At 61.7% G+C, this 25,267-nt stretch carries 28 protein-coding genes; 19 read left to right on the top strand and 9 right to left on the bottom strand.

Features of this window, described 5'->3' with window-relative positions:
* Positions 1–22: 22 nt before the first annotated feature.
* Positions 23–769, bottom strand: coding sequence for a class I SAM-dependent methyltransferase (locus ACX3M4_RS15800; RefSeq protein WP_459353963.1), 747 nt, complete (start codon positions 767–769; stop codon positions 23–25).
* 211 nt (positions 770–980) lie between these two features.
* Here ACX3M4_RS15800 and ACX3M4_RS15795 point away from each other — a divergent pair, with 211 nt between their 5' ends.
* The 7 genes from ACX3M4_RS15795 to ACX3M4_RS15765 all read left to right on the top strand — a co-directional run bounded on the left by ACX3M4_RS15795 (position 981) and on the right by ACX3M4_RS15765 (position 7,225).
* Positions 981–1,694 carry a sulfate transporter family protein gene (locus ACX3M4_RS15795; RefSeq protein WP_459353962.1) on the top strand — a complete coding sequence of 238 codons (714 nt, stop codon included), beginning with the start codon at positions 981–983 and terminating at the stop codon, positions 1,692–1,694.
* A gap of 87 nt (positions 1,695–1,781) precedes the next feature.
* Entirely contained in the window at positions 1,782–2,717 is a 936-nt protein-coding gene (locus tag ACX3M4_RS15790; RefSeq protein ID WP_459353961.1) for a glutaminase, read from the top strand.
* Between the two features lie 172 nt (positions 2,718–2,889).
* Positions 2,890–3,288: a succinate dehydrogenase, cytochrome b556 subunit gene (gene sdhC / locus ACX3M4_RS15785; protein ID WP_459353960.1), complete on the top strand. Its 399-nt coding sequence runs from the start codon at positions 2,890–2,892 to the stop codon at positions 3,286–3,288.
* 11 nt (positions 3,289–3,299) lie between these two features.
* A complete protein-coding gene (gene sdhD, locus ACX3M4_RS15780; protein WP_459353959.1) occupies positions 3,300–3,683 on the top strand; it encodes a succinate dehydrogenase, hydrophobic membrane anchor protein in 384 nt (127 codons plus the stop codon).
* A gap of 5 nt (positions 3,684–3,688) precedes the next feature.
* Entirely contained in the window at positions 3,689–5,515 is a 1,827-nt protein-coding gene (gene sdhA, locus ACX3M4_RS15775; protein ID WP_459353958.1) for a succinate dehydrogenase flavoprotein subunit, read from the top strand.
* A gap of 21 nt (positions 5,516–5,536) precedes the next feature.
* On the top strand, positions 5,537–6,373 hold the full coding sequence (locus ACX3M4_RS15770; protein WP_459353957.1) for an FkbM family methyltransferase: 837 nt from the start codon (positions 5,537–5,539) through the stop codon (positions 6,371–6,373).
* 69 nt (positions 6,374–6,442) lie between these two features.
* Entirely contained in the window at positions 6,443–7,225 is a 783-nt protein-coding gene (locus ACX3M4_RS15765) for a succinate dehydrogenase iron-sulfur subunit (protein WP_459353956.1), read from the top strand.
* 262 nt (positions 7,226–7,487) lie between these two features.
* Here ACX3M4_RS15765 and ACX3M4_RS15760 read toward each other — a convergent pair whose 3' ends face one another.
* From ACX3M4_RS15760 to ACX3M4_RS15750, 3 genes are read right to left on the bottom strand one after another with little or no spacing between them, the layout of a single operon-like run.
* On the bottom strand, positions 7,488–8,276 hold the full coding sequence (locus ACX3M4_RS15760; protein WP_459353955.1) for a class I SAM-dependent methyltransferase: 789 nt from the start codon (positions 8,274–8,276) through the stop codon (positions 7,488–7,490).
* Positions 8,273–9,463 (bottom strand): Rossmann-fold NAD(P)-binding domain-containing protein, encoded by a 1,191-nt coding sequence (locus ACX3M4_RS15755; protein ID WP_459353954.1) that lies wholly within the window; start codon positions 9,461–9,463, stop codon positions 8,273–8,275. The genes ACX3M4_RS15760 and ACX3M4_RS15755 overlap by 4 nt, the downstream gene beginning before the upstream one ends.
* A 20-nt stretch (positions 9,464–9,483) precedes the next feature.
* Positions 9,484–9,765: a hypothetical protein gene (locus tag ACX3M4_RS15750; RefSeq protein WP_459353953.1), complete on the bottom strand. Its 282-nt coding sequence runs from the start codon at positions 9,763–9,765 to the stop codon at positions 9,484–9,486.
* Positions 9,766–9,791: 26 nt separating this feature from the next.
* Here ACX3M4_RS15750 and creD point away from each other — a divergent pair, with 26 nt between their 5' ends.
* The 3 genes from creD to ACX3M4_RS15735 all read left to right on the top strand — a co-directional run bounded on the left by creD (position 9,792) and on the right by ACX3M4_RS15735 (position 12,107).
* Positions 9,792–11,150: a cell envelope integrity protein CreD gene (creD, locus tag ACX3M4_RS15745; RefSeq protein ID WP_459353952.1), complete on the top strand. Its 1,359-nt coding sequence runs from the start codon at positions 9,792–9,794 to the stop codon at positions 11,148–11,150.
* Positions 11,151–11,303: 153 nt separating this feature from the next.
* Entirely contained in the window at positions 11,304–11,687 is a 384-nt protein-coding gene (locus tag ACX3M4_RS15740) for a VOC family protein (protein ID WP_459359437.1), read from the top strand.
* A gap of 42 nt (positions 11,688–11,729) precedes the next feature.
* Positions 11,730–12,107, top strand: a complete 378-nt coding sequence (locus ACX3M4_RS15735; protein WP_459353951.1) for a VOC family protein — start codon at positions 11,730–11,732, stop codon at positions 12,105–12,107.
* A gap of 67 nt (positions 12,108–12,174) precedes the next feature.
* On the opposite strand, the gene ACX3M4_RS15730 is transcribed toward ACX3M4_RS15735, so the two are convergent.
* Positions 12,175–12,660, bottom strand: coding sequence for a hypothetical protein (locus ACX3M4_RS15730; protein ID WP_459353950.1), 486 nt, complete (start codon positions 12,658–12,660; stop codon positions 12,175–12,177).
* A gap of 99 nt (positions 12,661–12,759) precedes the next feature.
* Between ACX3M4_RS15730 and msrA the strand changes: the two genes are divergently transcribed.
* Positions 12,760–13,416: a peptide-methionine (S)-S-oxide reductase MsrA gene (msrA, locus tag ACX3M4_RS15725; protein WP_459353949.1), complete on the top strand. Its 657-nt coding sequence runs from the start codon at positions 12,760–12,762 to the stop codon at positions 13,414–13,416.
* Between the two features lie 127 nt (positions 13,417–13,543).
* Positions 13,544–14,065, top strand: a complete 522-nt coding sequence (locus ACX3M4_RS15720; protein WP_459353948.1) for a hypothetical protein — start codon at positions 13,544–13,546, stop codon at positions 14,063–14,065.
* A gap of 40 nt (positions 14,066–14,105) precedes the next feature.
* Here the strand turns inward: ACX3M4_RS15720 and recQ are convergent, their stop codons facing one another.
* The 3 genes from recQ to ACX3M4_RS15705 form a co-directional block, all read right to left on the bottom strand.
* Entirely contained in the window at positions 14,106–16,007 is a 1,902-nt protein-coding gene (recQ, locus tag ACX3M4_RS15715; protein ID WP_459353947.1) for a DNA helicase RecQ, read from the bottom strand.
* Positions 16,008–16,121: 114 nt separating this feature from the next.
* Entirely contained in the window at positions 16,122–17,015 is an 894-nt protein-coding gene (locus ACX3M4_RS15710; protein WP_459353946.1) for a GNAT family N-acetyltransferase, read from the bottom strand.
* Between the two features lie 140 nt (positions 17,016–17,155).
* Positions 17,156–17,533, bottom strand: a complete 378-nt coding sequence (locus ACX3M4_RS15705) for an MAPEG family protein (protein ID WP_459353945.1) — start codon at positions 17,531–17,533, stop codon at positions 17,156–17,158.
* A 229-nt stretch (positions 17,534–17,762) separates the two neighbouring features.
* Between ACX3M4_RS15705 and ACX3M4_RS15700 the strand changes: the two genes are divergently transcribed.
* From ACX3M4_RS15700 to ACX3M4_RS15690, 3 genes are all read left to right on the top strand, one after another.
* The gene (locus tag ACX3M4_RS15700; RefSeq protein ID WP_459353944.1) at positions 17,763–18,218 is read left to right on the top strand and encodes an arsenate-mycothiol transferase ArsC; all 456 of its coding nucleotides are present in this window, start codon (positions 17,763–17,765) and stop codon (positions 18,216–18,218) included.
* A gap of 118 nt (positions 18,219–18,336) precedes the next feature.
* Positions 18,337–18,861, top strand: coding sequence for a protease inhibitor Inh/omp19 family protein (locus tag ACX3M4_RS15695; protein WP_459353943.1), 525 nt, complete (start codon positions 18,337–18,339; stop codon positions 18,859–18,861).
* Positions 18,862–18,935: 74 nt separating this feature from the next.
* Positions 18,936–19,718: a DUF7662 domain-containing protein gene (locus ACX3M4_RS15690; RefSeq protein WP_459353942.1), complete on the top strand. Its 783-nt coding sequence runs from the start codon at positions 18,936–18,938 to the stop codon at positions 19,716–19,718.
* Positions 19,719–20,003: 285 nt separating this feature from the next.
* Here ACX3M4_RS15690 and ACX3M4_RS15685 read toward each other — a convergent pair whose 3' ends face one another.
* Entirely contained in the window at positions 20,004–20,534 is a 531-nt protein-coding gene (locus tag ACX3M4_RS15685) for a GrpB family protein (protein ID WP_459353941.1), read from the bottom strand.
* A 184-nt stretch (positions 20,535–20,718) separates the two neighbouring features.
* Here ACX3M4_RS15685 and zapE point away from each other — a divergent pair, with 184 nt between their 5' ends.
* The 4 genes from zapE (at position 20,719) to sucD (ending at position 25,188) form a co-directional block, all read left to right on the top strand.
* The gene (zapE, locus tag ACX3M4_RS15680; protein WP_459359436.1) at positions 20,719–21,876 is read left to right on the top strand and encodes a cell division protein ZapE; all 1,158 of its coding nucleotides are present in this window, start codon (positions 20,719–20,721) and stop codon (positions 21,874–21,876) included.
* 173 nt (positions 21,877–22,049) lie between these two features.
* Positions 22,050–23,012, top strand: a complete 963-nt coding sequence (mdh, locus tag ACX3M4_RS15675; protein WP_459353940.1) for a malate dehydrogenase — start codon at positions 22,050–22,052, stop codon at positions 23,010–23,012.
* A 70-nt stretch (positions 23,013–23,082) separates the two neighbouring features.
* On the top strand, positions 23,083–24,282 hold the full coding sequence (gene sucC / locus ACX3M4_RS15670; RefSeq protein WP_459353939.1) for an ADP-forming succinate--CoA ligase subunit beta: 1,200 nt from the start codon (positions 23,083–23,085) through the stop codon (positions 24,280–24,282).
* Positions 24,283–25,188, top strand: a complete 906-nt coding sequence (gene sucD / locus ACX3M4_RS15665) for a succinate--CoA ligase subunit alpha (RefSeq protein WP_459353938.1) — start codon at positions 24,283–24,285, stop codon at positions 25,186–25,188.
* Positions 25,189–25,267: the final 79 nt, after the last annotated feature.

Raw genomic sequence — 25,267 nt, 5'->3', positions numbered from 1 at the left:
TCGCGCTTGAGGGAAATCCCGCTCACGCCTCGTACAGGAACGCCGCACAGAAGAGGTCGCCCGGAAAGCCGTAGATTTGCCGGCTCGAGGAGAACCCGGCTGCCTCACCCATCGCGATCCAGTCTTGCGGCGGTTCGGGGTAATCGTAGGTGCTGATATGCTGCCAGAGATGGTCGAATTCCTCGTCCGAAAGCGACCTGAAGCGCAGGCGCAGTTCCTCGTGCCATCGTCCGGTGAAATCGGCCCGGGTCTCCCCCTTGCGGCAGACAGGATCGGCGGTGACAAAAATCCCTCCCGGCTTCAGCGCTCGGCGGATAGCAGACAGCATGTCCTGTTTCTGTTCGCGTTTCAGGTGATGAATGGAAAAGCCGCACCAGATGAGGTCGGCGCTTTCACGCCGCGCAAGGACGCCCGTCACCATGTCCTCCTCGTTGAGAGAGACTTCATAGGGCACGTCCTTCATCACGGCCGCACCACATTCGAGCGCCGGACGGGAGAGGTCGATGCCCTCGTAGAGAACGACTTTCGTATCCTTCAGGATCGTGTGGGCAAGACTGCTGTCGCCGCAGGCAAGATCGAGAAAGGTGAAAGGCCGGTCGAACCTGCTGTCGATCTCCTGCCGCAACAGCCGGCCGATCTCCCGGTGCTGCATTTCGTTGTTGCGCACCAGCTTGTGGTAGATGCCCCATTCGAACTGGAACATCTTCAACGCCTCGGGTGCCAGAACCTTGCTGACGTCGGTGTCGGAATTGAAATGGAGATGCAGCATGCCGAGACCCGGGAATGATTGGGAAGACCGGCCAGTGCCGCCGGTCTGCACAGGCTAGTTTCAGTTTTAGGTGTCTACAACAGGAAGTTTAGATCAGGGTTTAAGGAAGGCAAAGGATCTGACAACCCGGAGGCAACCGGCGGACGGGCTTGCACTTGCGGACCCGTGCACTTATGTCGAAGCGGGTGTCCAAGAACCAGTTGCAGGTGCCATGTTTCAAGCCGCTGCCCGTGCCATGTCCGAAGTGTTCAAGCCGCCGTTCCGGGCGATCTTCTGGAAGATGCTCGGCTTCACGCTCGCCATTCTCGTGGTGATCTGGATCGGCCTGCAATGGCTGGTGACCCATTTCCTCGGTGTCGCTGCAACCGAATACGGCAATGACGCCGGCTGGGTCGGCTGGATCGAATGGTCGATCTCGATCCTGACCGGCATAGGCGCCGTTTTTGCGCTCGGTTTCCTCATCGCGCCGATTTCCGCGCTGTTTGCCGGTCTCTTCCAGGACGAGATCGCCGATGTTGTTGACAAGAAGGATTATCCGGGTGACCGGCCGGGCACGGCCGTCCCCTTTGCCCAGTCGATCGTCCAGACGATCAAGTTCACGGGCGTCGTCATTCTCGGCAACCTCTTCGCGCTTATCCTGCTGCTCGTTCCGGGCGTCAATCTTGTCGCCTTCTTCATCGTGAACGGCTATCTGCTCGGCCGGGAATTCTTCGAATTTGCCGCCATGCGCTTCCTGCCGCCGGCTGAGGCCAAAGCCTTTCGCAAGGCGAGGGGCGGCACTGTGTTTCTTGCCGGCCTCATCATTGCCTGCCTGCTCGCCGTGCCCATCCTCAACCTGGTGACGCCGATCTTCGCCACCATCTTCATGCTGCATCTCTTCAAGATGCTGGCTGCCGAGCGAATGCGGGTTGCGGGCGCCTCCTGACGCCGGAAATCGGACCACGTCACGCCAACAATCCCTTGCATATGACGCCGCAATCTGACCAAGTGCCCCTCCGTTAAGGAGGAGTCCATGCAGGACCTGCTGGTAGAGCTCGCGGAAGCCGCCGCAAGCAATCCCGACAAGGGCAATGTCGCGACCTATATTCCCGAACTCGCCGGGATCGATCCGGACCAGTTCGGCATCGCCATCGCTTTGGCCGATGGCCGGGTCTTTTCCGCCGGCGATGCGGACGTGCCCTTTTCCATCCAGTCGGTCTCCAAGATCTTTGCCCTGGCGCTCGCCCTCGGCCGTGTCGGCGATCAGCTCTGGTACCGGGTCGGCCGGGAACCTTCGGGCCTTTCCTTCGATTCGATCCTGCTGCTGGAGCGCGAGGACGGCATTCCGCGCAATCCCTTCATCAATGCCGGTGCGCTGGTGACGACCGACACCTATCTTGCAGGCTCAAGTCCGCGCGAGGCACTTGGCGAATTGCTGCGTTTCATTCGCGCCGCCTGCGACGACGACAGCATCCACATGAACGAGAAGGTCGCGAAGTCCGAGCTTGCCACCGCGCACCGCAATTTCTCCCTCGCCCACTATCTTGCCTCGCACGGCAACATGCGCTCCTCGGTCGACAAGGTGCTCGGCACCTATTGCCACCAGTGCGCGGTCGAAATGAGCTGCCGCCAGCTGGCGCTCGCCGGACGGTTCCTGGTCGACGCGCCTTATATGCCGAAGCTCGTATCCATCGAGCGCCGCCGCCGCATCAACGCGCTGATGATGACCTGCGGCCATTATGACGGTTCCGGCGATTTCGCGTTCCGGGTCGGCATGCCGGGCAAGAGCGGTGTCGGCGGCGGCATCCTGGTTATTTCCCCCGGGAGGGCATCGATCGCGGTCTGGTCGCCGGGTCTCAACCGCTACGGCAATTCCAAGCTCGGCACCGAGGCGATGGAGAGCTTTGCCCATGTGACCGGCTGGTCCGTCTTCGGCGTTCCGCACCCGTCTGACAAGCCTCACGCTTAGGTCACTGATTTCCCGGATCATATTTAAACGATTCAGAAGTGGTTTCAGTTCGCTTTGGCCTATAGGATATTTTGACCTTTGGAAGCGTTGGCGCTATTACGCCTCTAGACAACGCTTTGATTTGCTTACGTTTGCGTAAAGGTAAGCTTGCGTCGTACGGGAGAGGAATTCCATGTCGAACGCCGATCTGCGGGGCAACCGCCCGCTGTCGCCCCATCTTCAGATATACAAGCCCATTCTGACGATGGTCATGTCGATCCTGCACCGCATCACTGGCGCGGCGCTCTATTTCGGCACCGTGCTTCTGGCCTGGTGGCTGATCGCCGCGGCGGCCGGCCCCACCTATTTCGATTTCGTCAACGGCATCTACGGTTCGTTCATCGGCCGGCTGATCCTGTTCGGCTTCACCTGGGCGCTGGTGCATCACATGCTCGGCGGCCTGCGCCACTTCATCTGGGACATGGGCGCCGGCTTCGGCAAGGAAGCCCGCGAGTGGCTCGCCAAGGCCACCATCATCGGTTCCGTTTCCCTGACGCTGATCCTGTGGATCATCGGCTACGCGGTTCGCTGAAGGAGAGCGTCATGAGCGATATGCGCACCCCCTTGAACAAGGTTCGCGGTCTTGGCTCCGCCAAGGAAGGCACCGATCATTTCTGGAAGCAGCGGCTGACCGCGGTTGCCAACGTCTTCCTGATCTCCTTCTTCGTGATCCTCGTGATCTCGATGCAGGGTTCCACCCACGGTGACGTGATCGAGACCCTGAAGAACCCGCTTGTCTCGATCATCCTGCTTCTGGTGATCCTCTCCGGCGTCTACCACATGAAGCTCGGCATGCAGGTGATCATCGAAGACTACGTCCATGGCGAGGGCATCAAGTTCCTCACCCTCATGGCGAACGTCTTCTTCTGCGTCTTTATCGGTTTCGGCTGCATCTTCGCAGTTCTCAAGATTGGCTTTGGAGGCTGACCCTGATGGCCAGGACCTACGAATTTGTCGACCACACCTATGATGTCGTCGTGGTCGGCGCCGGTGGCGCGGGCCTGCGCGCAACGCTCGGCATGGCCGAGCAGGGCCTTCGAACCGCCTGCATCACCAAGGTGTTCCCGACCCGCTCCCACACCGTAGCCGCTCAGGGCGGTATCGCCGCGTCCTTGAAGAACATGACGCCGGACTGCTGGGAATGGCACATGTACGACACGGTGAAGGGCTCCGACTGGCTCGGCGACACCGACGCCATGGAATACCTCGCCCGGGAAGCGCCGAAGGCGGTCTACGAGCTGGAACACTACGGCGTTCCGTTCTCCCGCACCGAGGAAGGCAAGATCTACCAGCGCCCCTTCGGCGGCCACATGCAGAACTACGGCGAAGGCCCTCCCGTGCAGCGCACCTGCGCCGCTGCAGACCGGACCGGCCATGCCATCCTGCACACGCTCTATGGCCAGTCCCTGCGCAATAATGCCGAATTCTACATTGAGTATTTCGCGCTTGACCTGATCATGTCGGACGACGGCGTCTGCCAGGGCGTGATCGCCTGGAACCTCGACGACGGCACCATGCACCGCTTCGCGGCCAAGATGGTCGTGCTGGCGACTGGCGGTTACGGGCGGGCTTTCTTCTCGGCAACTTCCGCCCACACCTGCACCGGTGACGGCGGCGGCATGGTGGCCCGTGCGGGACTGCCGCTGCAGGATATGGAATTCGTGCAGTTCCACCCGACCGGCATCTACGGCTCCGGCTGCCTGATTACCGAAGGCGCCCGCGGCGAAGGCGGCTATCTGGTCAACTCCGAAGGCGAGCGCTTCATGGAGCGTTATGCGCCGTCGGCGAAGGACCTTGCCTCCCGCGACGTGGTCTCGCGCTGCATGACCATGGAAATCCGCGAAGGCCGCGGCGTCGGCAAGAACAAGGACCACATCTTCCTGCACCTGGATCACCTCGATCCGGCGCTGCTGGCAGAGCGTCTGCCGGGCATTTCGGAAAGCGCCCGCATCTTTGCCGGTGTGGATGTGACCAAGGATCCGATCCCGGTCCTGCCGACCGTCCACTACAACATGGGCGGCATTCCGACCAACTACTGGGGCGAAGTGCTGAATGCGGACGGCAACAACCCGAACCGCATCCAGCAGGGGCTGATGGCCGTCGGCGAAGCCGGCTGCGCCTCGGTGCACGGTGCCAACCGTCTCGGCTCCAACTCGCTGATCGACCTCGTGGTCTTCGGCCGCGCCGCGGCGATCAAGGCGGGCGAGGTGGTCGACCCGAAGGAAGCCGTGCCGACCCCGAGCGAAGCCTCCTGCGACAAGATCATGGACCGCTTCGACAAGCTCCGGAACGCGTCGGGCTCCATCCCGACCGCGGACCTGCGCGACAAGATGCAGCGCGCCATGCAGGAAGACGCCGCCGTCTTCCGCACCCAGGAAAGCCTGGAGCAGGGCTGCAAGCGCCTCTCCGAGATCTGGGGTGAACTGAAGGACCTGAAGGTCTCCGACCGCTCGCTGATCTGGAACTCCGACCTTGTCGAAACGCTGGAGCTGGAAAACCTGATGGCCAACGCCATCACCACGGTCTACGGCGCGGAAGCCCGCAAGGAAAGCCGGGGCGCCCATGCCCGCGAGGACTACAAGGACGGTCCTTTCTCCGGCCGCGACGACGAGAACTGGCGCAAGCACACGCTGTCCTGGGTCGATGACGCCGGCAACGTCAAGCTGGACTACCGTCCGGTCGTGCTCGATCCGCTGACCACCTATGAGGAAGGCGGCATCGACCCGAAGAAGATCGCGCCGAAAGCGCGCGTCTACTAAGGGGACTTCACGGTGAGCCAGGTGGCAACTCTTCTGGACACACGCAGCCCGTTCGGCACTTATCCCGCCGAACGGCTGGTCCGGGCTGCTTGGCGCCTGGCCGACCGGCACGACCTCTCCAGGGGGCTGCGCAAGCGCATCCGCTCGCTGGTGTCCAGGTTCTTCAAGGGGCCATACGACCTTGAGGCCGATGGTCTGAAGTTCCGGATCTACCCGGGCGAGAACTACGACGACCGCAAGATTCTGGCCAAGGGCCGCCTGCCGGAGCGCGAAGAGCACAGGCTGCTCGAGCCGCATCTGGGCGAAGGCAAGGTCTTTGTCGATGTCGGAGCCAATATCGGCTCCTATTCGATCTTTGCCGCCGGACGCGGAGCGGAAGTGCTGGCGATCGAGGCCAATCCGCAGACGGCGGACAAGCTGCGCTTCAACGTTGATGCCAACGGGCTTGGCGATGTGACCATCGTCAACACCGCCGTCGGCCCGCGCGACGACACGCTGCCGCTTTGGCAGGAACCGACCAATTGCGGCTTTGCCACGTTCGTGAAGGACCTGACCACCGGCGAATGGGCGGGCGACTGGTCGCCGACCTTCGTCAAGGTGCGGCCGCTGACCGCGATTGCCGACGATCACGGTCTGACGCGGATCGACGTTCTGAAAGTGGATGTGGAAGGCTTCGAGGACCGCGTGGTCCTGCCTTTCCTCAGGCACGCGGACAGGAGCCTCTGGCCCCGTGTGATCCTGCTTGAAACAAATTGCCGGCCCTACTGGACCGAGGATTGCCTTTCCGAACTGGCAAGCCGAGGCTACGCGGTGACCGGCCGGACAAATGACAACATGGTCTTTGAGCTCGCTGCCTGACCGGCGATATGGGCGAAAGACATTCAGGTCCTGGACGCGACACTCGGGACCCAACGCGGAGCAGTACGAATGGTTCAGCTGACGCTTCCCCGGAACTCCACGGTGACGGAAGGCAAGGTTTGGGAGAAGCCGGAAGGCGCCACCAACCTGCGCGAATACCGCATCTACCGCTGGAACCCGGATGACGGCCGCAACCCGCGGGTGGACACCTATTTCGTCGATGCGGACGATTGCGGGCCGATGGTGCTCGACGGTCTCATCTACATCAAGAACAAGATCGATCCGACGCTGACCTTCCGCCGCTCCTGCCGCGAAGGCATCTGCGGCTCCTGCGCCATGAACATCGACGGCACCAACACGCTGGCCTGCACCAAGGGCGCGGATGAGATCGCCGGGGACGTCGTCAAGATCTATCCCCTGCCGCACATGTCCGTGGTCAAGGACCTGGTGCCGGATCTGACGCGCTTCTACGCCCAGCACCGCTCCATCGAGCCGTGGTTGAAGACCGTTTCTCCGCCGCCGGAAAAGGAATGGCGCCAGTCCCACGAGGACCGCGTCAAGCTCGACGGTCTATACGAGTGCATCCTCTGTGCCTGCTGCTCGACCTCGTGCCCCAGCTACTGGTGGAACGGCGACCGGTACCTCGGCCCGGCCATCCTGCTGCAGGCCTACCGCTGGCTGATCGACAGCCGCGACGAGGCCACGGGCGAGCGCCTGGACAACCTGGAAGACCCGTTCCGGCTCTACCGCTGCCACACCATCATGAACTGCAGCCAAGCCTGCCCGAAGGGCCTCAACCCTGCCAAGGCAATTGCCGAGATCAAGAAGATGATGGTCGAACGCCGGGTGTAACCTGCGTATAACTGAACTATTGCGAAAGGCCGTCCTTCGGGGCGGCCTTTTTGTTTTGACTTCTCCGTCTGTCATTCCGGACAAGTGAGACGCAAGTCGAACGCAGATCCGGAAGCCAGACATGTTTCACGCGATTAGCGCGGCCTTGTATAATTTCGGTGTTCGCTTTGCTCACGCTGATCTCTGGGTTCCGGATCTGCGTGCAGCCAGGCTGCACTTGTCCGGAATGACGGCGGTGGGGAGCGCATTGAGAATGAACCTCTCACCCCTTCGCCCGGCACACCAGCAGCGAGCTGTTGCACCAGCCGCGCAGGCCCGGCAGGCGGCCGAGGGTGCGGGTGAGGGCGATCTCGGCGGGTTTCAACGGGCTCCATTCGAAGGTTTTGCCGCGCAAATGGTGGAACAGCCTGCCGTGGCGGTTGTGTTCCTCGTACCAGGGACTCAGCATCGGCAGGTAGGGCAGGCACGAGAGATAACCGATGCCGTGGATCGCTGCGATCTCCACCGCCTGTTCGATGATCGCCGACCATTCGCCAAGCGTCATGCGCACATGATGTTCAGGATAGTGGAGATGCTTCAGCTTCAGCCGGTCCAGCCGGTAGAGCTGCGGCACGACGGCGAGGATCAGCCCGCCCGGTGCCACCACCTCGCCGCACTGCCGCATCACCGATTCGATCGCCGGGCCTTGTCCGGGCAGATGTTCCAGAACGTCCAGAAGCGTAATGACATCCGGCTGCCAGGGCAGGTCGTCCCGATGCTCGGCGAGCTTGGTGGCATCAAGCACGATGTCCGGCTCGAACGCAGCCTCATAGTCGGCGCCGCAATAGTCGAAAGTGAGCCCGGTCGCGGCGAGATAGTCCTTCGAGATCGAGGTGGAGCAGCCGATGTCGAGAATGCGCGGCGGCCGGTCCAGATCATGAGCCCATTTGCGGATGACCCGGGAGACGATGTCGAATTTCACCGTGCCATAGAGATTGCGTTGTGCAGCCGTCAGCTTGCGGACCAGATAGGGTGAATGCACCGGGGAGGCAGGCTCGGCTCCGGCACTCACATCCCGTCTCTCTGTTCGATCCATAACCTGGTGCACGTTGCCTCTCCTTCGGAGTCGAGCCGGTGAATGCCGGGTTCGTAGGTGTAGGTGGTCAGGTCCGCCATCAGCACGATCAGTTCGCCGAGGATCAGTTCGACGATCTCGTCGGCGACGCTGCCCGAACCCGGAATGAAGTTTGCGGGATAGCCGTCATTGACGAGGCAGATCTGCGTCTCGCCGCCCCTCCCATCCGGCATCTGGAAAGCCCGGATCGACGGGTGAATGTGGTCGGAGGACACTTGTTCCAGATAATCGACATCGATCTCGATCCGGCGTGAACTGGCACTGGCGACGAGACAGCCGTTCCTGAGACGACCAAGCACATCCTGCGTGATGGAAAGCCGCCCGGCCGCGCCGACGACAAGGTCGCAGCCGCCAAGATCCGCGGGCGTCAGGCTGGCGGGATAGCCGCTAAGCCGGGCTTCGGCCACTTTCAGCGGGTCCACGTCAATGAGCTCCGGGATCACATCCAGTCGCCTGAGGGCCCGGGCCACGCCAAAGCCGATCCAGCCGGCGCCGAAGACCGCGGCCCGGCGCCCGGCCAGCGTGTTGCCGAGATCGCGCATCAGCCCATCGAGGCAGCGGGCGATAGTCTCACCGCAACGGGTCGCCTCCAGCCGTTTCAATTCGCTGTCGGCGCAATGCAGCACCGGGAACTTCAGCGGCGTCTGCCTGGCCCGCCACACCCCCTGCTTGGTGATCTCCACAACGCCTTCGACCAGATGCAGGTCGCCCTGGAAGGCCTCGTGCAACAGCTCGACCACATAACCGCCGACTTCCTGGATGACCAGTTTCTGGCCGGATCTGCGGCAGGCGGAAAAACTTCTCTCCAATGCCAAGGCAAGCACCTTGCGGAACTCGTCTTCCGTTTTCGGGCACGCGACCCTGTCGCCATAGATCGCCTGCCACTTCTGTCGTGTCGCCTCGCTGCCCGAGGAATAGGGAACGCCGATGATCGCATCGAACTCCATGACACCCTTCAGCGCATCGACCATGCGGCGCGTATCGTCGAAGAGATGGGCGACCATGAGATAACGGTGCCGTTCGCTTCGAACGAGGTCCAGCCGCTTCACCAGCGCGGGCAGGTATTCGGCACGCCGGGCACAGACGGGCGGAGCCTTCAGGGCCAGATTGTCTAATGAATGCATTGTCATATTTTCCAAGGGCTTTACCATTCTGGCACTGCGCCACGGCCGCGCACAAGCCCGAGTTGTGAAATAGAACGGTAAAAAACGAAGACAATTCCAATACCTTCCGCCGGAGGGAAATCAGCCTTCGTAACCTCGGAGCCAGCCCGAAATCCTCTGCACAAAATCTGCATCGTCACTGCTGAAACAATCCGGATTTCTGCCCCGGGATCTGCGCTTTGCGCCTTGATGATCGGCACGTTGACCGGGCGCACCAGTTGCCCGGTGGCAGAGGATTTTTCATGACTGATGAGACAGACCATCCCGCTTCCCGCGCCTCACAGCCCCATTGGCACCGGCCGTCAAATTCGTGCTGATCAGTGCGCTGACGATCGTCCTGCTCATCCCGAGCGTCTTCGTCTGGGTCCTTGTTGAGGAGCGGGCGGAGCGTGCCCGGGATGTCGCACGGGATATTGCCGGCTCCTGGGGCGGCGTGCAGCAGATCAACGGTCCCTATCTGGTTGTTCCCTTCAGCGAGACGGTCACGATCGGAACCGGCGAAAAGGGCAGAACCGAGGTTCAGTGGCGCAAGGCCCTGTTCCTGCCCCAGAAACTGGAGGTCACCGGCAAGGTGGGTGTCGAGGAACGCCGGAAATCCATCTATTCGCTCCCCGTCTATTCCGGCAGCTTCTCCTTAAGCGGCAATTTCGCCCCGCTGCAGGAAGGCCTGATCAGGCCGCAAAAGGGCGGCACAATAGACGTCAAGGCGGATGAGGCGGTGCTCGTGATCGGCATTGGCGACATCAGGGCCCTCAAGAGCGAAGTGGCCCTGAAACTGGCGGACGGCCGGTCGGTTGACTTCGAGCCTGGCCTCGGCCCGCTGGCCGGGCGGCAGACATCTGGTGTCGGCCATGCCGCCATTCCCTCCGGCATCGCGGCCGCCGTTCCGGCGTCTGACCTGCGCAAGGGCTTCGCCTTCAACCTGCCCATTGAACTCAACGGCTCGACGGCGCTCTATGTCGCTCCGGCTGGCCAGACGACGAAGGTTCAGCTTTCCTCCGACTGGCCGCACCCGGGTTTCACCGGTGCGTTCCTGCCCGACAATCGCGAGATTTCCGAGGCGGGCTTCGAGGCCGCCTGGAGCATTCCCTCGCTGGCCCGGGGCATTCCGAAGGTGGTGGAAGCAGACAGTCTTCCGCTGCAGGAGACGCTGCTCGGCGTGAAGTTCGTCGAACCGGTCGATTTCTACCAGACCATCGCCCGTTCACTGAAATACGCGATCTGCTTTATCAGTCTGGCCTTTCTCGCAGTCTTCGTGCTGGAACAGCGCTCCGGCTGGCAGGTGCACTGGATCCAGTACGGCCTGGTAGGGCTCGCGCTGATCGTCTTTTATGTGATGCTGCTCGCCTTTGCCGAACATGTCGGTTACGCGATTGCCTATCTTGGCGCTGCCACCGCCGCGACGGTGCTGAATGCGGTCTATATCGGCTCGTCCTTGCGCAGTCGGATGGCGGGGGCTGTAATGTTCGCGGTTCTCGCGGTCATTTTCGGTGTGCTCTACGCGCTGATGCAGGAACAGGACTACGCCCTCCTGATCGGTTCCGTCATTGCGTTCCTGGCGCTCGCCGTCACCATGTTCGCAACCCAGCGGATCGACTGGTCCGGGCAGTCGGATGACAGCGGAAAGCCGGTGGCCGAGCCGGTCTGACCTGGCTGATAGGCCGGTGGAAAGGGCTCTTCTTCCACCGGCGTATCAGCGGCTTCCCTCGACTGGCATGGGCAGTCTCTGCAAATTCCGCTTGCAATGGCGGGAAATTTGTTCCTTATTTGTTCTCATAATTTCGGAGAGACTGACATGTCCATCCTCGATCACATCGGTTTTGCTGTCAGCGATTATGCGGCGTCCAAAACCTTTTACGAAAAGGCCCTTGCTCCCCTCGGCATCAAGGTGCTGATGGAAGTCACACCGGAAATGACCGGCGGGCCGGCCTATTGCGGCTTCGGGGCCGACAAGCCGGATTTCTGGATCGGCGAGGGAGTGCCGCTGGGGGCGCCGCTGCATGTGGCGTTCTCGGCCTCGAACCGGACGCTTGTCGATGCCTTCTACGCCGCCGCGATGGCCGCGGGAGCGAAGGACAACGGTGCCCCTGGGCTGAGGCCGCACTACCACGAAAACTATTACGGCGCCTTCGTGTTCGATCCGGACGGGATGAACATCGAGGCTGTCTGCCATATACCGGAATGACGCCGGCGGGAATGTCACCGGCGCGGAATATCGGAGAACAAGATGCATAAAAGCCGGCTGGGAGAACTGGTCATCGATTGCGAGGGCGGCGACATCGACGCCCATGCTGATTTCTGGGCAAATGCCCTCGGCCGCACGGTGGAGGCGATACCAAAGAACCCGCGCTACCGCCGCCTGCTCGGCCGGGATGGCGAGATTGGCGTCCTGCTGCAGGCGACAGACCACGCCCCTCGGGTGCATCTCGACATCGAGACCGACGATCGCGACAAGGAGGTCGCCCGCCTGGAAAAACTCGGGGCGAAGGTTGTCGGGGTCTTCGACAACTGGACAGTCATGGAAGCCGTCTCCGGTCACCGCTTCTGCGTCGTCCGGGTGGACCTCTCTGAAGCGGGTGACACGGTGCGGAGTTGGGGTGGCTAGGCCACCGGCGCTTGGATCATATAATCCTATGACTGACTGAGGTCGTCGGGAACGGTCGGCCAGGTTTTCAACCAGGCCGTTTCTCCTGACCCTGATGCCTGCAACGGCTGGCGAGCAGGCCCGGCAGGCGGTTGATATCGCCCTCCAGAATGCCGGCCGCAACCGCGGCGGCTTCAAGACGGCAGGCCTGATCGCCGATCGGGTAGAGATAGTAAACCGGCTTGCCGAGCGCATGGCCACAGGCAGCTTCCATAAGCGTGTTTGCGCCGACATAACCATTGATGCCGTGCTTCTCGGCGTTCACGATAAGCACCACGTCGCCCTTGGCGATCGTGGCGAAATAGCCGCTCAGGAAGTCCCGCTTGCGCGCGATTGCCTCTTCAAGGGAGAGGGCCTCCCAGTTAAAGCCACTTTCTTCGCGCACCGGTGTTGAAACTCTGTAGCCCTCAGCCCGCAGGAAGTCAGCCATGTGCTCCATCTCCTGGAGCGCCGCCATCGAGCCGCAGATAACGATGTGCAGGGGTGCTTGGGAGTGGGCAGAAGCGTCTTTCATCACAACGGGCTCACGCGCATGTGCGGGAAAAGAAGGCGATGTTGAATTGTCATGGCAGCCGGATGCGTTACCTCTTGCGTCAACATTGGAGGACCTACCATGAAGCGCCCGCTGCCGCTTGCTCTTTTCGCCGCTGAAGTCTTCGCCCTGGCTGCTCTCGCACCTTTGTCCGCTGCACAGGCCGAAACGGCCATCCTTGCCGGAGGCTGTTTCTGGTGTGTGGAATCCGATCTGGAAGATCTTCCGGGCATACGTGATGTCGTTTCCGGTTATGCCGGCGGCAAGACCCAGAACCCCACATATGACGACTATGAACGAGGCGGCCACCGCGAAGTGGTGAAGGTCGACTTCGACGAAACCAGGATCAGCTACGACGATCTCGTCGCGATCTTCCTGCGCACAGTCGACGTGACCGATCCGGGTGGCCAGTTCTGCGATCGCGGCTATTCCTATTCCACGGCGATCTATCCGCTCGACGAGTCCCAGGCAAAACAGGCGAAGGCCGAAATCGCCAAGGCGGAAAAAGCGCTTGGAAGCAAGGTGGTGACGCCGGTGGAAGCCCCTGCTCTGTTCTGGGCGGCAGAGGAGTATCACCAGGACTATTACAAGAGCCAGGTCCGGACCCTCACCCGCTTTGGGTTCGTCACCCGGGCCGACGCCTACAAGGGGTATCGCAAGGGCTGCGGCCGGGATGCGCGAGTGAAAGCGGTCTGGGGAGCGGAAGCCTACAAGGGACTGCCCAAGGCTGGTTCGTAAAAGAAGTCCTGCCGGCGTCTGCGGGCCGCCTGCAGGCGTGGTCGCTCAAATTTCAGGCAGCTGTTTGCCGTAGCGGAACTTTGACCCTACATTCAACAGGTGGGCTTTCGTCTGAGAGGACGGTATCATGCTGAACCTGTTTGGAAGTATCAAAGCAGCAGAGCCGGAATTCATATCCGAATTGAGAGCCGTCGAGACCGAAGACCGCCTTAGGAAGCACACGGCCGACCTGCTTGAGGCCGCCGGGCTGGAGATTTGCGACACCAACACCCCCACCGAATTCGCAGCCTCCGCGACCGTTGCGATCATGAAGCTTGTTTTGCAAACGGCCGGGCGCGACTTTGACGGCCTGTCCTATGAAAACAGGTTCGTCACCGGGCTTTTCGGGTTTTTGATTGCCCACAATCTCAGCCGTCGCACCAATGCCGATCTTGGCGTGGTTCTTGGTATCGCCGGTCTGGATCTGTTTTCCCGCGAAGAGGTCGACCAGATTTACAAGCTCGGTTCGTCCTACCGGCGTCTGCGCCAGCACCGGCAAATTCATCTGACGCTCAAGGACATTATCGATCAGTTCCTGTCCCACCCGGACGACGAGACACTGGCGTTGCTGGCATCGGCCTATCAACTCTGTCTGCGACGGGACAATTGAGGCGTAAAGTTCTTGGTTTGCCAGTGACGTCCCGACGCGGTTAGACACCGGCCTCGAAGGCTTCGACAAGATCCAGAAAGGCGCGGCCGTATTTTTCCAGCTTCGATTGGCCGACACCGGAAACTGCCAGCAGCGCATCTTCACTCACCGGGCGCGCCGCGGCGATGCCGGCGAGGGTCGCATCCGGAAACACCACATAGGGGGGCACGGCCTGATCGCGGGCGATCTGGGTTCTCAGGCGGCGCAGCCGTTCGAACAGGAGCTTGTCTTCTTCGCCAAGCTCGTCGGCGATGGAGGCCGTGCGCGAGGTCCGGGTCTTCTTGAGGCCTGCCGCGCTGCGGTCCTTGCGCAGAGCAAGCCGTTCCTCGCCGCGCAAGACGCCCCGCGCCTTTTCCGTCAGCACCAGCGCGCCGAAATGGGCATGGTCCACATCGACATAACCGGCGGCCACAAGCTGGCGCGCGATCGATTGCCAGGTCTTCAGCGCCACATCCTGGCCGATGCCGAAGACGGAGAGATTGTCGTGGCCGAAGCGGGTACTCTTCTCGTTGCTCTTGCCCATGAGCACGTCGATGACATGCCCGGCGCCGAAACGTTGCCCTGTCCGGTAGATCGCCGACATCAGCTTCTGCGCTGCTTCCGTGCCGTCCCAGGTCTCCACCGGTGACAGGCACGTATCGCAATTGCCGCAGGGCTTCGGGTAGGTCTCGCCGAAATGGGCTAGAAGCGCTTGGCGGCGGCAGCCGGAGGTCTCGCAGATGCCAAGTAGGGCATTCAGCTTGGCGTTTTCCGCCCGCTTGACCTCTTCCGGTGCATCGCCTTCGGCGATCATGCGCCGGCGCTGCACCAGGTCGGCCATGCCATAGGCCATGAAGGCCTCGGAAGGGGCGCCATCCCGGCCAGCGCGCCCGGTTTCCTGGTAATAGGCCTCGACGGAGGAGGGCAGGTCCAGATGGGCAACGTACCGCACGTCCGGCTTGTCGATGCCCATGCCGAAAGCAACTGTCGCCACCAGGCAAAGGCCTTCTTCCAACAGGAACGCGTCCTGGTTGGCGGAGCGCTGCTCGGCGGGAAGCCCGGCATGATAGGGCAGGGCCTTGATGCCATTCGACGACAGCCAGTTGGCGATGTCCTCGACCTTGGCCCTGGACAGACAATAGACGATGCCGCTCTCGCCCTCGTGCTTCTTCAGGAAATCCAGAAGCTGCTGGCGCTGGTTGGTGCGCTCGACGATCTCGTAGCGGATGTTGGGGCGGTCGAAGCTGGTGGAAAAGACCTGGGCGTCTTCCAGCTGCAGCCGCGCCAGAATGTCCTTTTGCGTATGCGGATCGGCGGTGGCGGTCAGCGCCACGCGCGGCACTCCCGGATAGCGCTCACGCAGGCAGGAGAGTGAAAGATATTCCGGCCGGAAGTCATGCCCCCACTGGCTGACGCAATGGGCTTCGTCGATGGCGAAGAGCGAAATCTTCAGCGTATCGAGAAAGCGGCGGAAGCTTTCGGTGCCGAGCCGTTCGGGCGTGACGTAAAGAAGGTCCACCTCGCCCCGGCGCAATGCGCCGCGCACGGCGTCCTGTTCTTCGGGCGACAGGGTCGAATTCAGGGCCTCGGCCTTTACGCCGGCGGCGCGCAGCGCACCGACCTGATCCTTCATGAGCGCGATCAACGGCGAGACGACAATGCCGACGCCGCGCCGGCAGAGAGCCGGGATCTGGTAGCAGAGGGATTTGCCGGCACCGGTCGGAAACAGCACGACGGCATCCCGGCCATCGACCAGCGTTTCGATGACCGCCTGCTGCTTGCCGCGAAAGCTGCTGTAGCCGAAAATTTTCTGAAGCACCGCCAAGGGCTTGGGCTCGACACGCACGTCCGGGGCGACGGCTGGAGCTGCAGCAGAGTGTGCGGATAGGGCTTCTTCCGCGGCAAACGCGGGCGAAACGGACATGGGTCAGACGGTTCCTTCAGGTTTCCCGAACCATGGCTTATTCGCAGGCCAAGGGCAATCTAGAGCCCGGCCAGCGGGGCGTGAGCCTGTGGATGACTGCCGGCTGGCGGTTCTTTAGAATTCCGCGTCGGGATCTTCTGCCAGGGTCTCGGCGCAGTGAACGCGCAGTTGCTCGGTCAGAACGCCGATGTCGCCTTCGAGGCGTTCCGGCCGGATCGGCTTGCCGAAATGCACGCGGAATTTGGCGTCTTTCTTGTTGAGCAGCTCGTTGAAGACGGTCATGTCGCGCAGCTCCGTCGACACCCGCGCGAGGAAATAGAAGAGGCCTGAGTTGCGCCCGCCCATATGCATCGGGATGATCGGCGCCTTGTTCTTGCGCGCCAGTGTCAGGGCGGAGGTCATCCAGGGACGCTCGGTCAGCCGGCCTTCGTGCCAATAGGCGAGGCGACCGGAGGGAAACAGCACCACGACCCGTTCCGTCTTGAAGGCGGAAGAGGCAAGCTTGAGCGTTTCGCGGGTCTTCTCGTGGCTCTTGAAATCCGCCCGCCACTCCACCGGAATGATCATGTCGGCAAGGCGCGGGTTGATGCGGATGGCATCCCGGTTGGCGAAGATCGCCAGATCCCTGCGGCGGGACTTGATGGCATCGTAGAGCACGATGCCGTCGGCAATTCCGGTCGGATGGTTGGAGACCAGCACCACCGGGCCTTCCTGCGGCACACGGTCGAGGCCAAGCGTGGTGACGTCGAGGGTTAGAAGGTCGCTCAGGTGTGCGAACACGTCCTGCGCTTCCATGGGCGCGATCGTGTCGGCCATGTCGACGGCGGACCGGTAGCGCAGGATCTTGTGCGCGAAGGGCCTGATGATCGGCCACCAGGGGCTCGCCATCACCTGTTTGCCGCGTTCTGCGATCAGGACATCGACGATATGCGGGTCGGCAACGAGCCGTTGGGAGGCCGTCTGACGGCGCGCCGGCAAGGTGTCTGTCGTCTGGTCGGTCGTCCGCACAATGCACCTCTGCCCTTCGGGAAACTGCGTCTCTTCCCAGCATCGTTAGCGAAATCAGCCGCTTGGTGCAAATGCTCGTTGAACGCCCTTCCTGCCCGAAGGGAGTGCCAACTTGGCAAAATACCAGCGTTTGTGCGGCTTCAACTCCAAAGGGAACTGGTAAAGAGCGCAAGCGTTGTCAAGAAGCCTGCGAACCAGGCGAATGAGCGCGGCGAGGCGCGGTCGCCCCAGTAACAGAAGATATAGATGATCCTGAGCAGGACAAAAAGCACGGCCAGCCGGTCGATCCAGTCGGGGGAGCCACCCTGGCTGATGGCGACGAAAACAGCGACGGCAAAAAATGGGAAGGCTTCGAAGCCGTTCGCCTGGGCGCCCTGAGCCCGAGCCCGGAAGCCTTCACGCCAGTAGTCCGGGTCGCGCGGGCGGGAATTGTCGAACTCGCGGTTCATCTTGGCGGGCAGGACCGACAGGATCGGCAGGATAGCGGCGGCTAGGACACACCAGAGGGCGATCGGCATGAGGGCTCCTTCACGGGATCTGACGTCGGGGCCGTTACCGGTTTGCGGCGACGGCGGCGAGCGCGCCTACGCAGCGCTCCTGCGCATCTTTAACAGGGGTCGAGAAGATATCCTCATGAAATTCGGGTCTGCCCCGGCTTTGTCATAAAGTCTTCCTCTCGCAGAGGTAGTGGGAGCGCGCCGGAAGGCGAATACGAAACGTATCCTGTCCGTGAAGGATCTGTGCCCCGTGTCGAAAACCACCGTCTTGTTCGTGTGTCCGGACAACAGCCTGCTTTCGCCCCTGGCGGAAGCCTATCTGAACGCCAGCGCGAAAGGGCTGATGCGGGCCTTCTCCGCCGGTCTCGATCCGTCGCGGCCTTTGAACCGGCATGTGGCGCGGCTCTTGTCCGCGCGCGGCATCGCCGCGGAGGGACTTGCGCCGAAACCTCTCGACATTTTCCTGATGCCGCATGCCGAGGTTCCCGACAGGCTGGTCTATCTGTCGGAGCTGGAACCGGTCATCCTGCCGGCTCACTGGAAAGCGACGACCTCGAGCCACTGGTGGAGCATTGCCAACAAGCCGCCCTTTCCGGACACATTTGCCGCCTGTGCCGCCTATTTCGACCGTATCGCAGACGCAATCGACCGTTTGCTGGAACCTCCCCAAAGTGTCGGCAAGGCGATTGCAGGCAGCCTTGTCTGAACCTGGTCCATGGGTAAAAGGGCTGCACGGGGCGGAAAATCTCGGGATTTTGGATTTTCGACAAATTCTGGGCTAAGGATGCTTCCATAATGGGACGAAGGTAAGGGAATGATTCGTCATGAAGCGTGCGGGAAAGATTGCTTTGGTTGCCGGACTGGTGGTCCTGGCTGCGGGGTGTCAGCGGACTTCGGGAAACCGGAACTATGCCGAACCTCTGCCGGCGACCCCGACAACACCGGTCGGCGCCGGCAATCTGTCGCCGCTTGACCCGAACGCGGTTCCCGGAACCGGTGTCACCGACCCGAACGCGCAGTCGACGGATCTTGCCAGCAATCCTGTTACCGCGCCCGCAGGTGCCCAGGAAGTCGGCCGGACGGATCTTCTCGGCGGCTGGAAAATCTCCTCCGCTGGCGACAGCTGCATGGCCTTTATGACCCTGACAACCTGGTCCGGCGGCTATCGGGCAAATACCAGAGGTTGTGGTACTCCTGCCCTGTCCGGCATCGCCGCATGGGATCTCAACGGCAATCAGGTGGTTCTGAAGGACGGCACCGGCCTGATCGTCGCCCAGCTTTATTCCAGCGCTCCCGGGCAGTTTAACGGGCAGACCTCGACCGGATCGCCGATCTCGCTCTACCGTTAAAGTTCCTCCGTATTTTTTCTGGACACGACACGTTATAGGTGTATATTTGCATGGCTACCGGAAAGGCTGTGCAAATGTCGAAATATGAACCGTTGCGGGAACACCTTGCGCGTCTGGAAGACGTGGTCTGGGCTGCCAAGCTCAACGAAGTCGAGGAGATCCTCGGATCCTCCCTTCCCAAAAGCGCGCGGGAACACCGCACCTGGTGGGCGAATTCAGGCGGTAGCCTGGTCCATCAGAATGCCTGGCTCGACGCCGGGTGGCGGGTGGAACGCACCGACCTGATGCGTGACGTGATTGTCTTCCGCCGTCTGCGGATCGGCGGCACGATCATGGGGAGCGCGGCCCGGGCCGACCGGGCCTTGAAGAACCCCCAGAAAACCGCCGAAAAGCGCCTGAGCAAGGAAATGGCTGCCTTGCGCCAGCCCGCAACCGTGACCCTTCGCTCCGAATGGACGCCTCTCGGCGACGTGCAGAAAACGCCTTGCTCCAATTCGACGATCCCCCAGGAAGGCGGTGTGATCCGCTTCGCGACCCTGGACGGCGACGAAATTGTCACCGCCATCGTCGCAACCCTGTCCGTGCACAAGGCCTATCGCAGCCTGCGCATGGAGATGAAGGGCCTCGACAACGACACGGACAGCCGTGTTGGCCGCGATCTGGTCAAGAAGGCAGGCTTCGATCCGTCCTCTCCGATCGAGTGCGATGTCGTGAAGTCCGGCAATGCCTGGCTGCTGACGGACGGGCGCGGCCGCAAGGCCAACCTGGACGATCAGTCCGAATGTTACCTGGTTGCACAGCTGCTCTATCTCCAGGAAGCCCAGAACGGGCGCAAGACGACCCTGTTCCTGCGCTAGGTCGGGGCACGCGGTGGCGGCAAGGTGCTATATCAGCCCGCCGCCTGGTACGCCGTGAATGTAGCCCTGTCGGGAGAGGGGGCTTGCATTGAGCCCAGGCAGTTCCGCTATCCCGGTGCGCAGACGGCAGTAATTTGATTTTGGAGTGTTCTGGCTTCCTGCAGATTTCCCCCTCTGGGCAGGGCGCGGCAGAATCCTCCCGCACGGGGCAAGCCCCCTCGTGCCCGTAGCGCCCGCAGCCTACCCACCGGTTGCGGGCGTCGGATTTTCAAAGAAGCTTTATCGTCAGGTCTGACCCTCGTTGGCCAGTACGGCGGCGATGAATGTCGACTTGCCTGCGGTATATTCTTGCCAGTTTTCGGCAGGGGCGTTTTGCGAAGCCAGCTGAAGTTTCAACTGTTCGTAGGACTGCGCCAGCGTCCTGTCCCTTAAAAGGGCATCGCGAAAGCGCCGCCGGTCGAGCGGTGCCGCGCATCCGGCGAGGCAAAGGCAGAGGCGGTGCGGCATGACCGTGGGCACGCCGTTCGCGCCGCACGGGCCGAGAGGTGATCCGACGGGACGCGTCAGCTGGATTTCATCATCCCACAAGCGGGGTCCGTGATCGAAATAGCCGAGACCGTCGAGCCTACCCCTGCCTTCTTCAATCGAAATGCCCCTCCTTAAAAGAATGTCGAGATGCAGCTTTGGTTTTGCGGCAATGCCGGGAATGGCTGTGGAGCCGACATGATCGATCCGCTCAGCGAACGGGCCGAACAGGGTTTTCAGATCCGTGATCAGAATTTCCGCCTGGATATGCCAATCCGGATCATGTGGCATCAATTGAATCGCTATCGGGGAAGTCCTTAAATTTCAAACGGTTGAAATACGAAAGTGTGAAAGGGGATGGTTACCTAAGACGATATCATGACTTGCATCTGCGACGTTTTGACCTTATTCCGCCGTGCAAATATTCCTGTCCACGACCCCATGAGTTCTCATGGAGGGAGCAGCACCCTTGAAGATGGAACTGCCGGTCAACCGCGCGATGAGCGCCCGCTACGATGCCCTGATCGCATCGGGTGAGATAAAGGAAGATCCCGTGCAGCGGGAGGCGGTGCGCCAGCTCGACCTGCTCAACACGCGTCTCGCCGAGACAAGGCTTGCCTCCAAGAAAAGTTCGCTCGGCTGGCTCTTCGCCAACAAGAAGAACCAGCTCTGGGCGTCCGTGCAAGGCCTCTACATGTGGGGCGGCGTCGGCCGCGGCAAGACGATGCTGATGGACCTCTTTTACGAGGTCACGGTTATCCGCCGCAAACGCAGGGTGCATTTCCACGAATTCATGACCGAGGTGCACGAGCGCATCCACGCGCACCGTCAGGCGCACAAGCGCGGCGAGGTCAAGGGCGACGATCCGATCCCGCCGGTGGCGGCTCAGATTGCCGACGAGACCCGGCTGCTGCTTTTCGACGAATTCTCCGTGACCGATATTGCCGATGCGATGATCCTCGGGCGTCTGTTCACGCAGCTTTTCGAACTCGGGGTGATCGTGGTCGCGACGTCCAATGTGGAACCTTCGAAGCTCTACAGGGACGGGCTCAACCGCCAGCTGTTCCTGCCCTTCATCCGCATGCTGTCGGACCGCGTCGTGATCCTGCATCTCGATTCGCCGACCGATTACCGGCTGGAAAAGCTTGCCGGGGCTCCTGTCTATGTGACGCCGCTGGGACCGGAAGCGGACGCGCAGATGGATACGCTCTTTGCCAAGCTCACCCACGGCATGGACTCGCATGAAGAAGAGCTGGAGAACAAGGGCCGCAAGATCGCCGTGCCCATTGTCGCCGCAGGTGCCGCCCGCTTCACCTTCGACGATCTTTGCATGCAGCCGCTCGGGGCAAGCGACTATCTGCGTATCGCCCATGCCTATGGCACGGTTTTCATCGACCACGTACCGGTGCTTTCCAAGGCGCGGCGCAACGAGGCCAAGCGCTTCATCAACCTGATCGATACGCTTTACGACAACGGCATCAAGCTGGTGATCTCGGCCGAAGCAGAACCGACGCAGCTTTATGTCGGCGAGGACGGCACGGAAGCCTTCGAATTCGACCGCACAGCCTCAAGGTTGATCGAGATGCGCTCCGAGGCGTACCTTGCGGGAGAAAGGCGGCATACACACGCATAGGTCTGCATTCCGTATAGGAGAATTATGCAGGCGGGAAGATATGAGAAAATTTGCCCGGGATCGCGCAATAATCTTTTGGCGAGGTTGCGCGGGCGAACCAAAGGGAGTAGTGCCATCCTCGGTCATCAGAGGATGGCATAGAGTTCCATCTTACGTAAAGGGAAACTTTCGAAATGGCTCGGAACAAGATTGCCTTGATCGGCTCTGGACAAATCGGTGGCACGCTCGCGCATCTGGCAGGTTTGAAGGAACTGGGAGACATCGTTCTCTTCGACATCGCGGAAGGTGTTCCGCAGGGTAAGGCGCTTGACCTTGCCGAGTCCTCCCCGGTCGACGGTTTTGACGCCAAGCTCGCAGGTGCCAACAGCTACGAAGCCATCGAAGGCTCCGACGTCGTCATCGTGACCGCCGGTGTTCCGCGCAAGCCGGGCATGAGCCGCGACGACCTTCTGGAAATCAACCTGAAGGTCATGGAGCAGGTCGGTGCCGGCATCGCCAAGTTCGCCCCGAACGCATTCGTCATCTGCATCACCAACCCGCTCGACGCGATGGTCTGGGCCCTGCAGAAATTCTCCGGCCTGCCGAAGAACAAGGTCGTCGGCATGGCCGGCGTTCTCGACAGCGCCCGTTTCCGTTATTTCCTCGCCGACGAGTTCAACGTCTCCGTCGAAGACGTCACCGCCTTCGTGCTGGGTGGCCACGGCGACACCATGGTGCCGCTGACCCGCTACTCCACCGTTGCCGGCATTCCGCTGCCGGACCTTGTCAAGATGGGCTGGTGCACGGCCGAGCGCCTGGAAGAGATCGTCCAGCGCACCCGTGACGGCGGCGCGGAGATCGTCGGCCTCCTGAAGACCGGTTCCGCCTTCTATGCCCCGGCCTCTTCCGCAATCGCGATGGCCGAGAGCTACCTGAAGGACAAGAAGCGCGTCCTGCCGTGCGCGGCAGCCCTCGACGGCCAGTACGGCCTCAAGGACACCTATGTCGGCGTGCCGGTCGTGATCGGCGCCGGTGGTGTCGAACGCATCATCGAGATCGACCTTCAGGGCGACGAGAAGGCCAATTTCGACAAGTCCGTCGGCTCCGTCGCCGGTCTCGTCGACGCCTGCAAGAAGATCCAGCCGGCGCTCGGTTAAGCGCCTGCCAATGCATTAGCGGCCGTCCCTTGGAAACCTGGGGACGGTCCTCCGACAACGGGGGAAACACATGAACATTCATGAATACCAGGCCAAGGCCGTCCTGAAGGAATACGGTGTGCCGGTCGCCGAAGGCGTCGCCATCTTCTCCGCCGATGAAGCGGAAGCCGCCGCAAAGAGCCTGCCGGGCCCGCTCTGGGTCGTGAAGTCCCAGATCCATGCCGGCGGCCGCGGCAAGGGCAAGTTCAAGGAACTCGGCCCCGATGCCAAGGGCGGTGTGCGCCTTGCCTTCGCTTTGGACGATGTGACGACCAATGCCAAGGAAATGCTCGGCAACACCCTGGTCACCAAGCAGACCGGAGCTGCCGGCAAGGTGGTCAACCGTCTTTACATCGAAGACGGCGCCGACATCGAGCGCGAGCTTTACCTCTCCATCCTGGTGGATCGCACCGTCGGCCGTCCGGCCTTCGTCGTGTCCACCGAAGGCGGCATGGACATCGAGGCCGTTGCCGAAGAGACCCCGGAAAAGATCGTCACCCTGCCGATCGATCCGGACACCGGTGTCACCGCTGCCGATGCCGGCAAGCTTTGCGACGCGCTGGAACTCTCCGGTGAAGCCCGCGAAGACGGCATGAAGCTCTTCCCGATCCTGCACAAGGCCTTCGTCGAGAAGGACATGAGCCTTCTGGAAGTGAACCCGCTGATCGTCATGAAGAACGGCCGCCTGCGCGTCCTCGACGCCAAGGTCTCCTTCGACGGCAACGCGCTGTTCCGTCATCCGGACATCATGGAACTGCGCGACGTCACCGAAGAAGACGACAAGGAAATCGAGGCCTCCAAGTATGACCTCGCCTATGTAGCTCTCGACGGCGACATCGGCTGCATGGTCAACGGTGCCGGCCTTGCCATGGCGACCATGGACATCATCAAGCTCTACGGCGCCGAGCCGGCGAACTTCCTCGATGTCGGTGGTGGCGCGTCCAAGGAGAAGGTGACGGCGGCGTTCAAGATCATCACCTCCGATCCGAACGTGAAGGGCATCCTGGTCAACATCTTCGGCGGCATCATGCGCTGCGACGTGATCGCGGAAGGCGTGGTTGCAGCAGTCAAGGAAGTCGGCCTCAAGGTTCCGCTCGTCGTGCGCCTGGAAGGCACCAACGTGGAACTCGGCAAGACGATCATCAATGAAAGCGGTCTGAACGTGATCGCCGCCGACGATCTCGACGACGCCGCCCAGAAAATCGTGCAAGCCGTGAAGGGGGGCGCGTAAATGTCCATCCTCGTCAATAAAGACACGAAAATCATCGTTCAGGGCCTGACCGGCAAGACCGGCACGTTCCACACCGAACAGGCACTTGAATATTACGGCACCAAGATGGTTGCCGGCGTTCATCCGAAGAAGGGTGGCGAGACCTGGGGCAGCGTCGAGGGCTCTGCCCAGCTGCCGATCTATGCCTCCGTCGGCGAAGCCCGGGAAGCAACCGGCGCGGACGCTTCCGTGATCTACGTCCCACCGGCAGGCGCGGGCGCTGCGATCATCGAGGCGATCGAGGCGGAAATCCCGTTCATCGTCTGCATCACCGAGGGCATCCCGGTCGCCGACATGGTCAAGGTCAAGGCCAGGCTTGAAAAGTCCAAGTCGCGCCTGCTCGGTCCGAACTGCCCGGGCATCCTGACCCCGGAAGAGTGCAAGATCGGTATCATGCCGGGCTCCATCTTCAAGAAGGGCTCTGTCGGCGTCGTTTCCCGCTCCGGCACGCTCACCTATGAAGCCGTCTTCCAGACCACCAATGCGGGCCTCGGTCAGACGACCGCCGTCGGCATCGGTGGCGATCCGGTCAAGGGCACCGAGTTCATCGACGTCCTGGAAATGTTCCTGGCCGACGACGAGACCCAGTCGATCATCATGATCGGCGAAATCGGCGGTTCCGCGGAAGAAGACGCAGCTCAGTTCCTGAAGGACGAAGCCAAGCGCGGCCGGTCCAAGCCGATGGCGGGCTTCATTGCAGGCCGCACAGCGCCTCCGGGCCGCACCATGGGCCATGCCGGTGCCGTCATTTCCGGCGGCAAGGGCGGCGCGGAAGACAAAATCGCTGCGATGGAGGCTGCTGGCATCAAGGTGTCACCATCTCCGGCGAAGCTCGGCGAGACCCTTCTGGAAGTCCTGAAGGGCTGATTCTGCAAGAATCTTTGGCGACAGGGACCGAAACTGTTTACGTTTCCTGTCGCATGGTGAAAGGATGGGTTGCGGCGCC

Source organism: Roseibium sp. M-1, from assembly GCF_054515675.1.
Note: the sequence above shows the minus strand (reverse complement) of the source record. Positions and strands in the feature narration are given on the sequence as shown.

Excerpts from the sequence above, each read along its gene's own strand:
- ACX3M4_RS15800 (WP_459353963.1), bottom strand. The coding sequence starts at position 769 with ATGCTGCATCTCCATTTCAATTCCGACACCGACGTCAGCAAGGTTCTG.
- ACX3M4_RS15795 (WP_459353962.1), top strand. The coding sequence starts at position 981 with ATGTTTCAAGCCGCTGCCCGTGCCATGTCCGAAGTGTTCAAGCCGCCG.
- ACX3M4_RS15790 (WP_459353961.1), top strand. The coding sequence starts at position 1,782 with ATGCAGGACCTGCTGGTAGAGCTCGCGGAAGCCGCCGCAAGCAATCCC.
- sdhC (WP_459353960.1), top strand. The coding sequence starts at position 2,890 with ATGTCGAACGCCGATCTGCGGGGCAACCGCCCGCTGTCGCCCCATCTT.
- sdhD (WP_459353959.1), top strand. The coding sequence starts at position 3,300 with ATGAGCGATATGCGCACCCCCTTGAACAAGGTTCGCGGTCTTGGCTCC.
- sdhA (WP_459353958.1), top strand. The coding sequence starts at position 3,689 with ATGGCCAGGACCTACGAATTTGTCGACCACACCTATGATGTCGTCGTG.
- ACX3M4_RS15765 (WP_459353956.1), top strand. The coding sequence starts at position 6,443 with ATGGTTCAGCTGACGCTTCCCCGGAACTCCACGGTGACGGAAGGCAAG.
- ACX3M4_RS15755 (WP_459353954.1), bottom strand. The coding sequence starts at position 9,463 with ATGCATTCATTAGACAATCTGGCCCTGAAGGCTCCGCCCGTCTGTGCC.
- ACX3M4_RS15750 (WP_459353953.1), bottom strand. The coding sequence starts at position 9,765 with ATGGTCTGTCTCATCAGTCATGAAAAATCCTCTGCCACCGGGCAACTG.
- ACX3M4_RS15735 (WP_459353951.1), top strand. The coding sequence starts at position 11,730 with ATGCATAAAAGCCGGCTGGGAGAACTGGTCATCGATTGCGAGGGCGGC.
- ACX3M4_RS15730 (WP_459353950.1), bottom strand. The coding sequence starts at position 12,660 with ATGAAAGACGCTTCTGCCCACTCCCAAGCACCCCTGCACATCGTTATC.
- msrA (WP_459353949.1), top strand. The coding sequence starts at position 12,760 with ATGAAGCGCCCGCTGCCGCTTGCTCTTTTCGCCGCTGAAGTCTTCGCC.
- ACX3M4_RS15720 (WP_459353948.1), top strand. The coding sequence starts at position 13,544 with ATGCTGAACCTGTTTGGAAGTATCAAAGCAGCAGAGCCGGAATTCATA.
- recQ (WP_459353947.1), bottom strand. The coding sequence starts at position 16,007 with ATGTCCGTTTCGCCCGCGTTTGCCGCGGAAGAAGCCCTATCCGCACAC.
- ACX3M4_RS15705 (WP_459353945.1), bottom strand. The coding sequence starts at position 17,533 with ATGCCGATCGCCCTCTGGTGTGTCCTAGCCGCCGCTATCCTGCCGATC.
- ACX3M4_RS15695 (WP_459353943.1), top strand. The coding sequence starts at position 18,337 with ATGAAGCGTGCGGGAAAGATTGCTTTGGTTGCCGGACTGGTGGTCCTG.
- ACX3M4_RS15690 (WP_459353942.1), top strand. The coding sequence starts at position 18,936 with ATGTCGAAATATGAACCGTTGCGGGAACACCTTGCGCGTCTGGAAGAC.
- ACX3M4_RS15685 (WP_459353941.1), bottom strand. The coding sequence starts at position 20,534 with ATGCCACATGATCCGGATTGGCATATCCAGGCGGAAATTCTGATCACG.
- zapE (WP_459359436.1), top strand. The coding sequence starts at position 20,719 with ATGGAACTGCCGGTCAACCGCGCGATGAGCGCCCGCTACGATGCCCTG.
- mdh (WP_459353940.1), top strand. The coding sequence starts at position 22,050 with ATGGCTCGGAACAAGATTGCCTTGATCGGCTCTGGACAAATCGGTGGC.
- sucC (WP_459353939.1), top strand. The coding sequence starts at position 23,083 with ATGAACATTCATGAATACCAGGCCAAGGCCGTCCTGAAGGAATACGGT.
- sucD (WP_459353938.1), top strand. The coding sequence starts at position 24,283 with ATGTCCATCCTCGTCAATAAAGACACGAAAATCATCGTTCAGGGCCTG.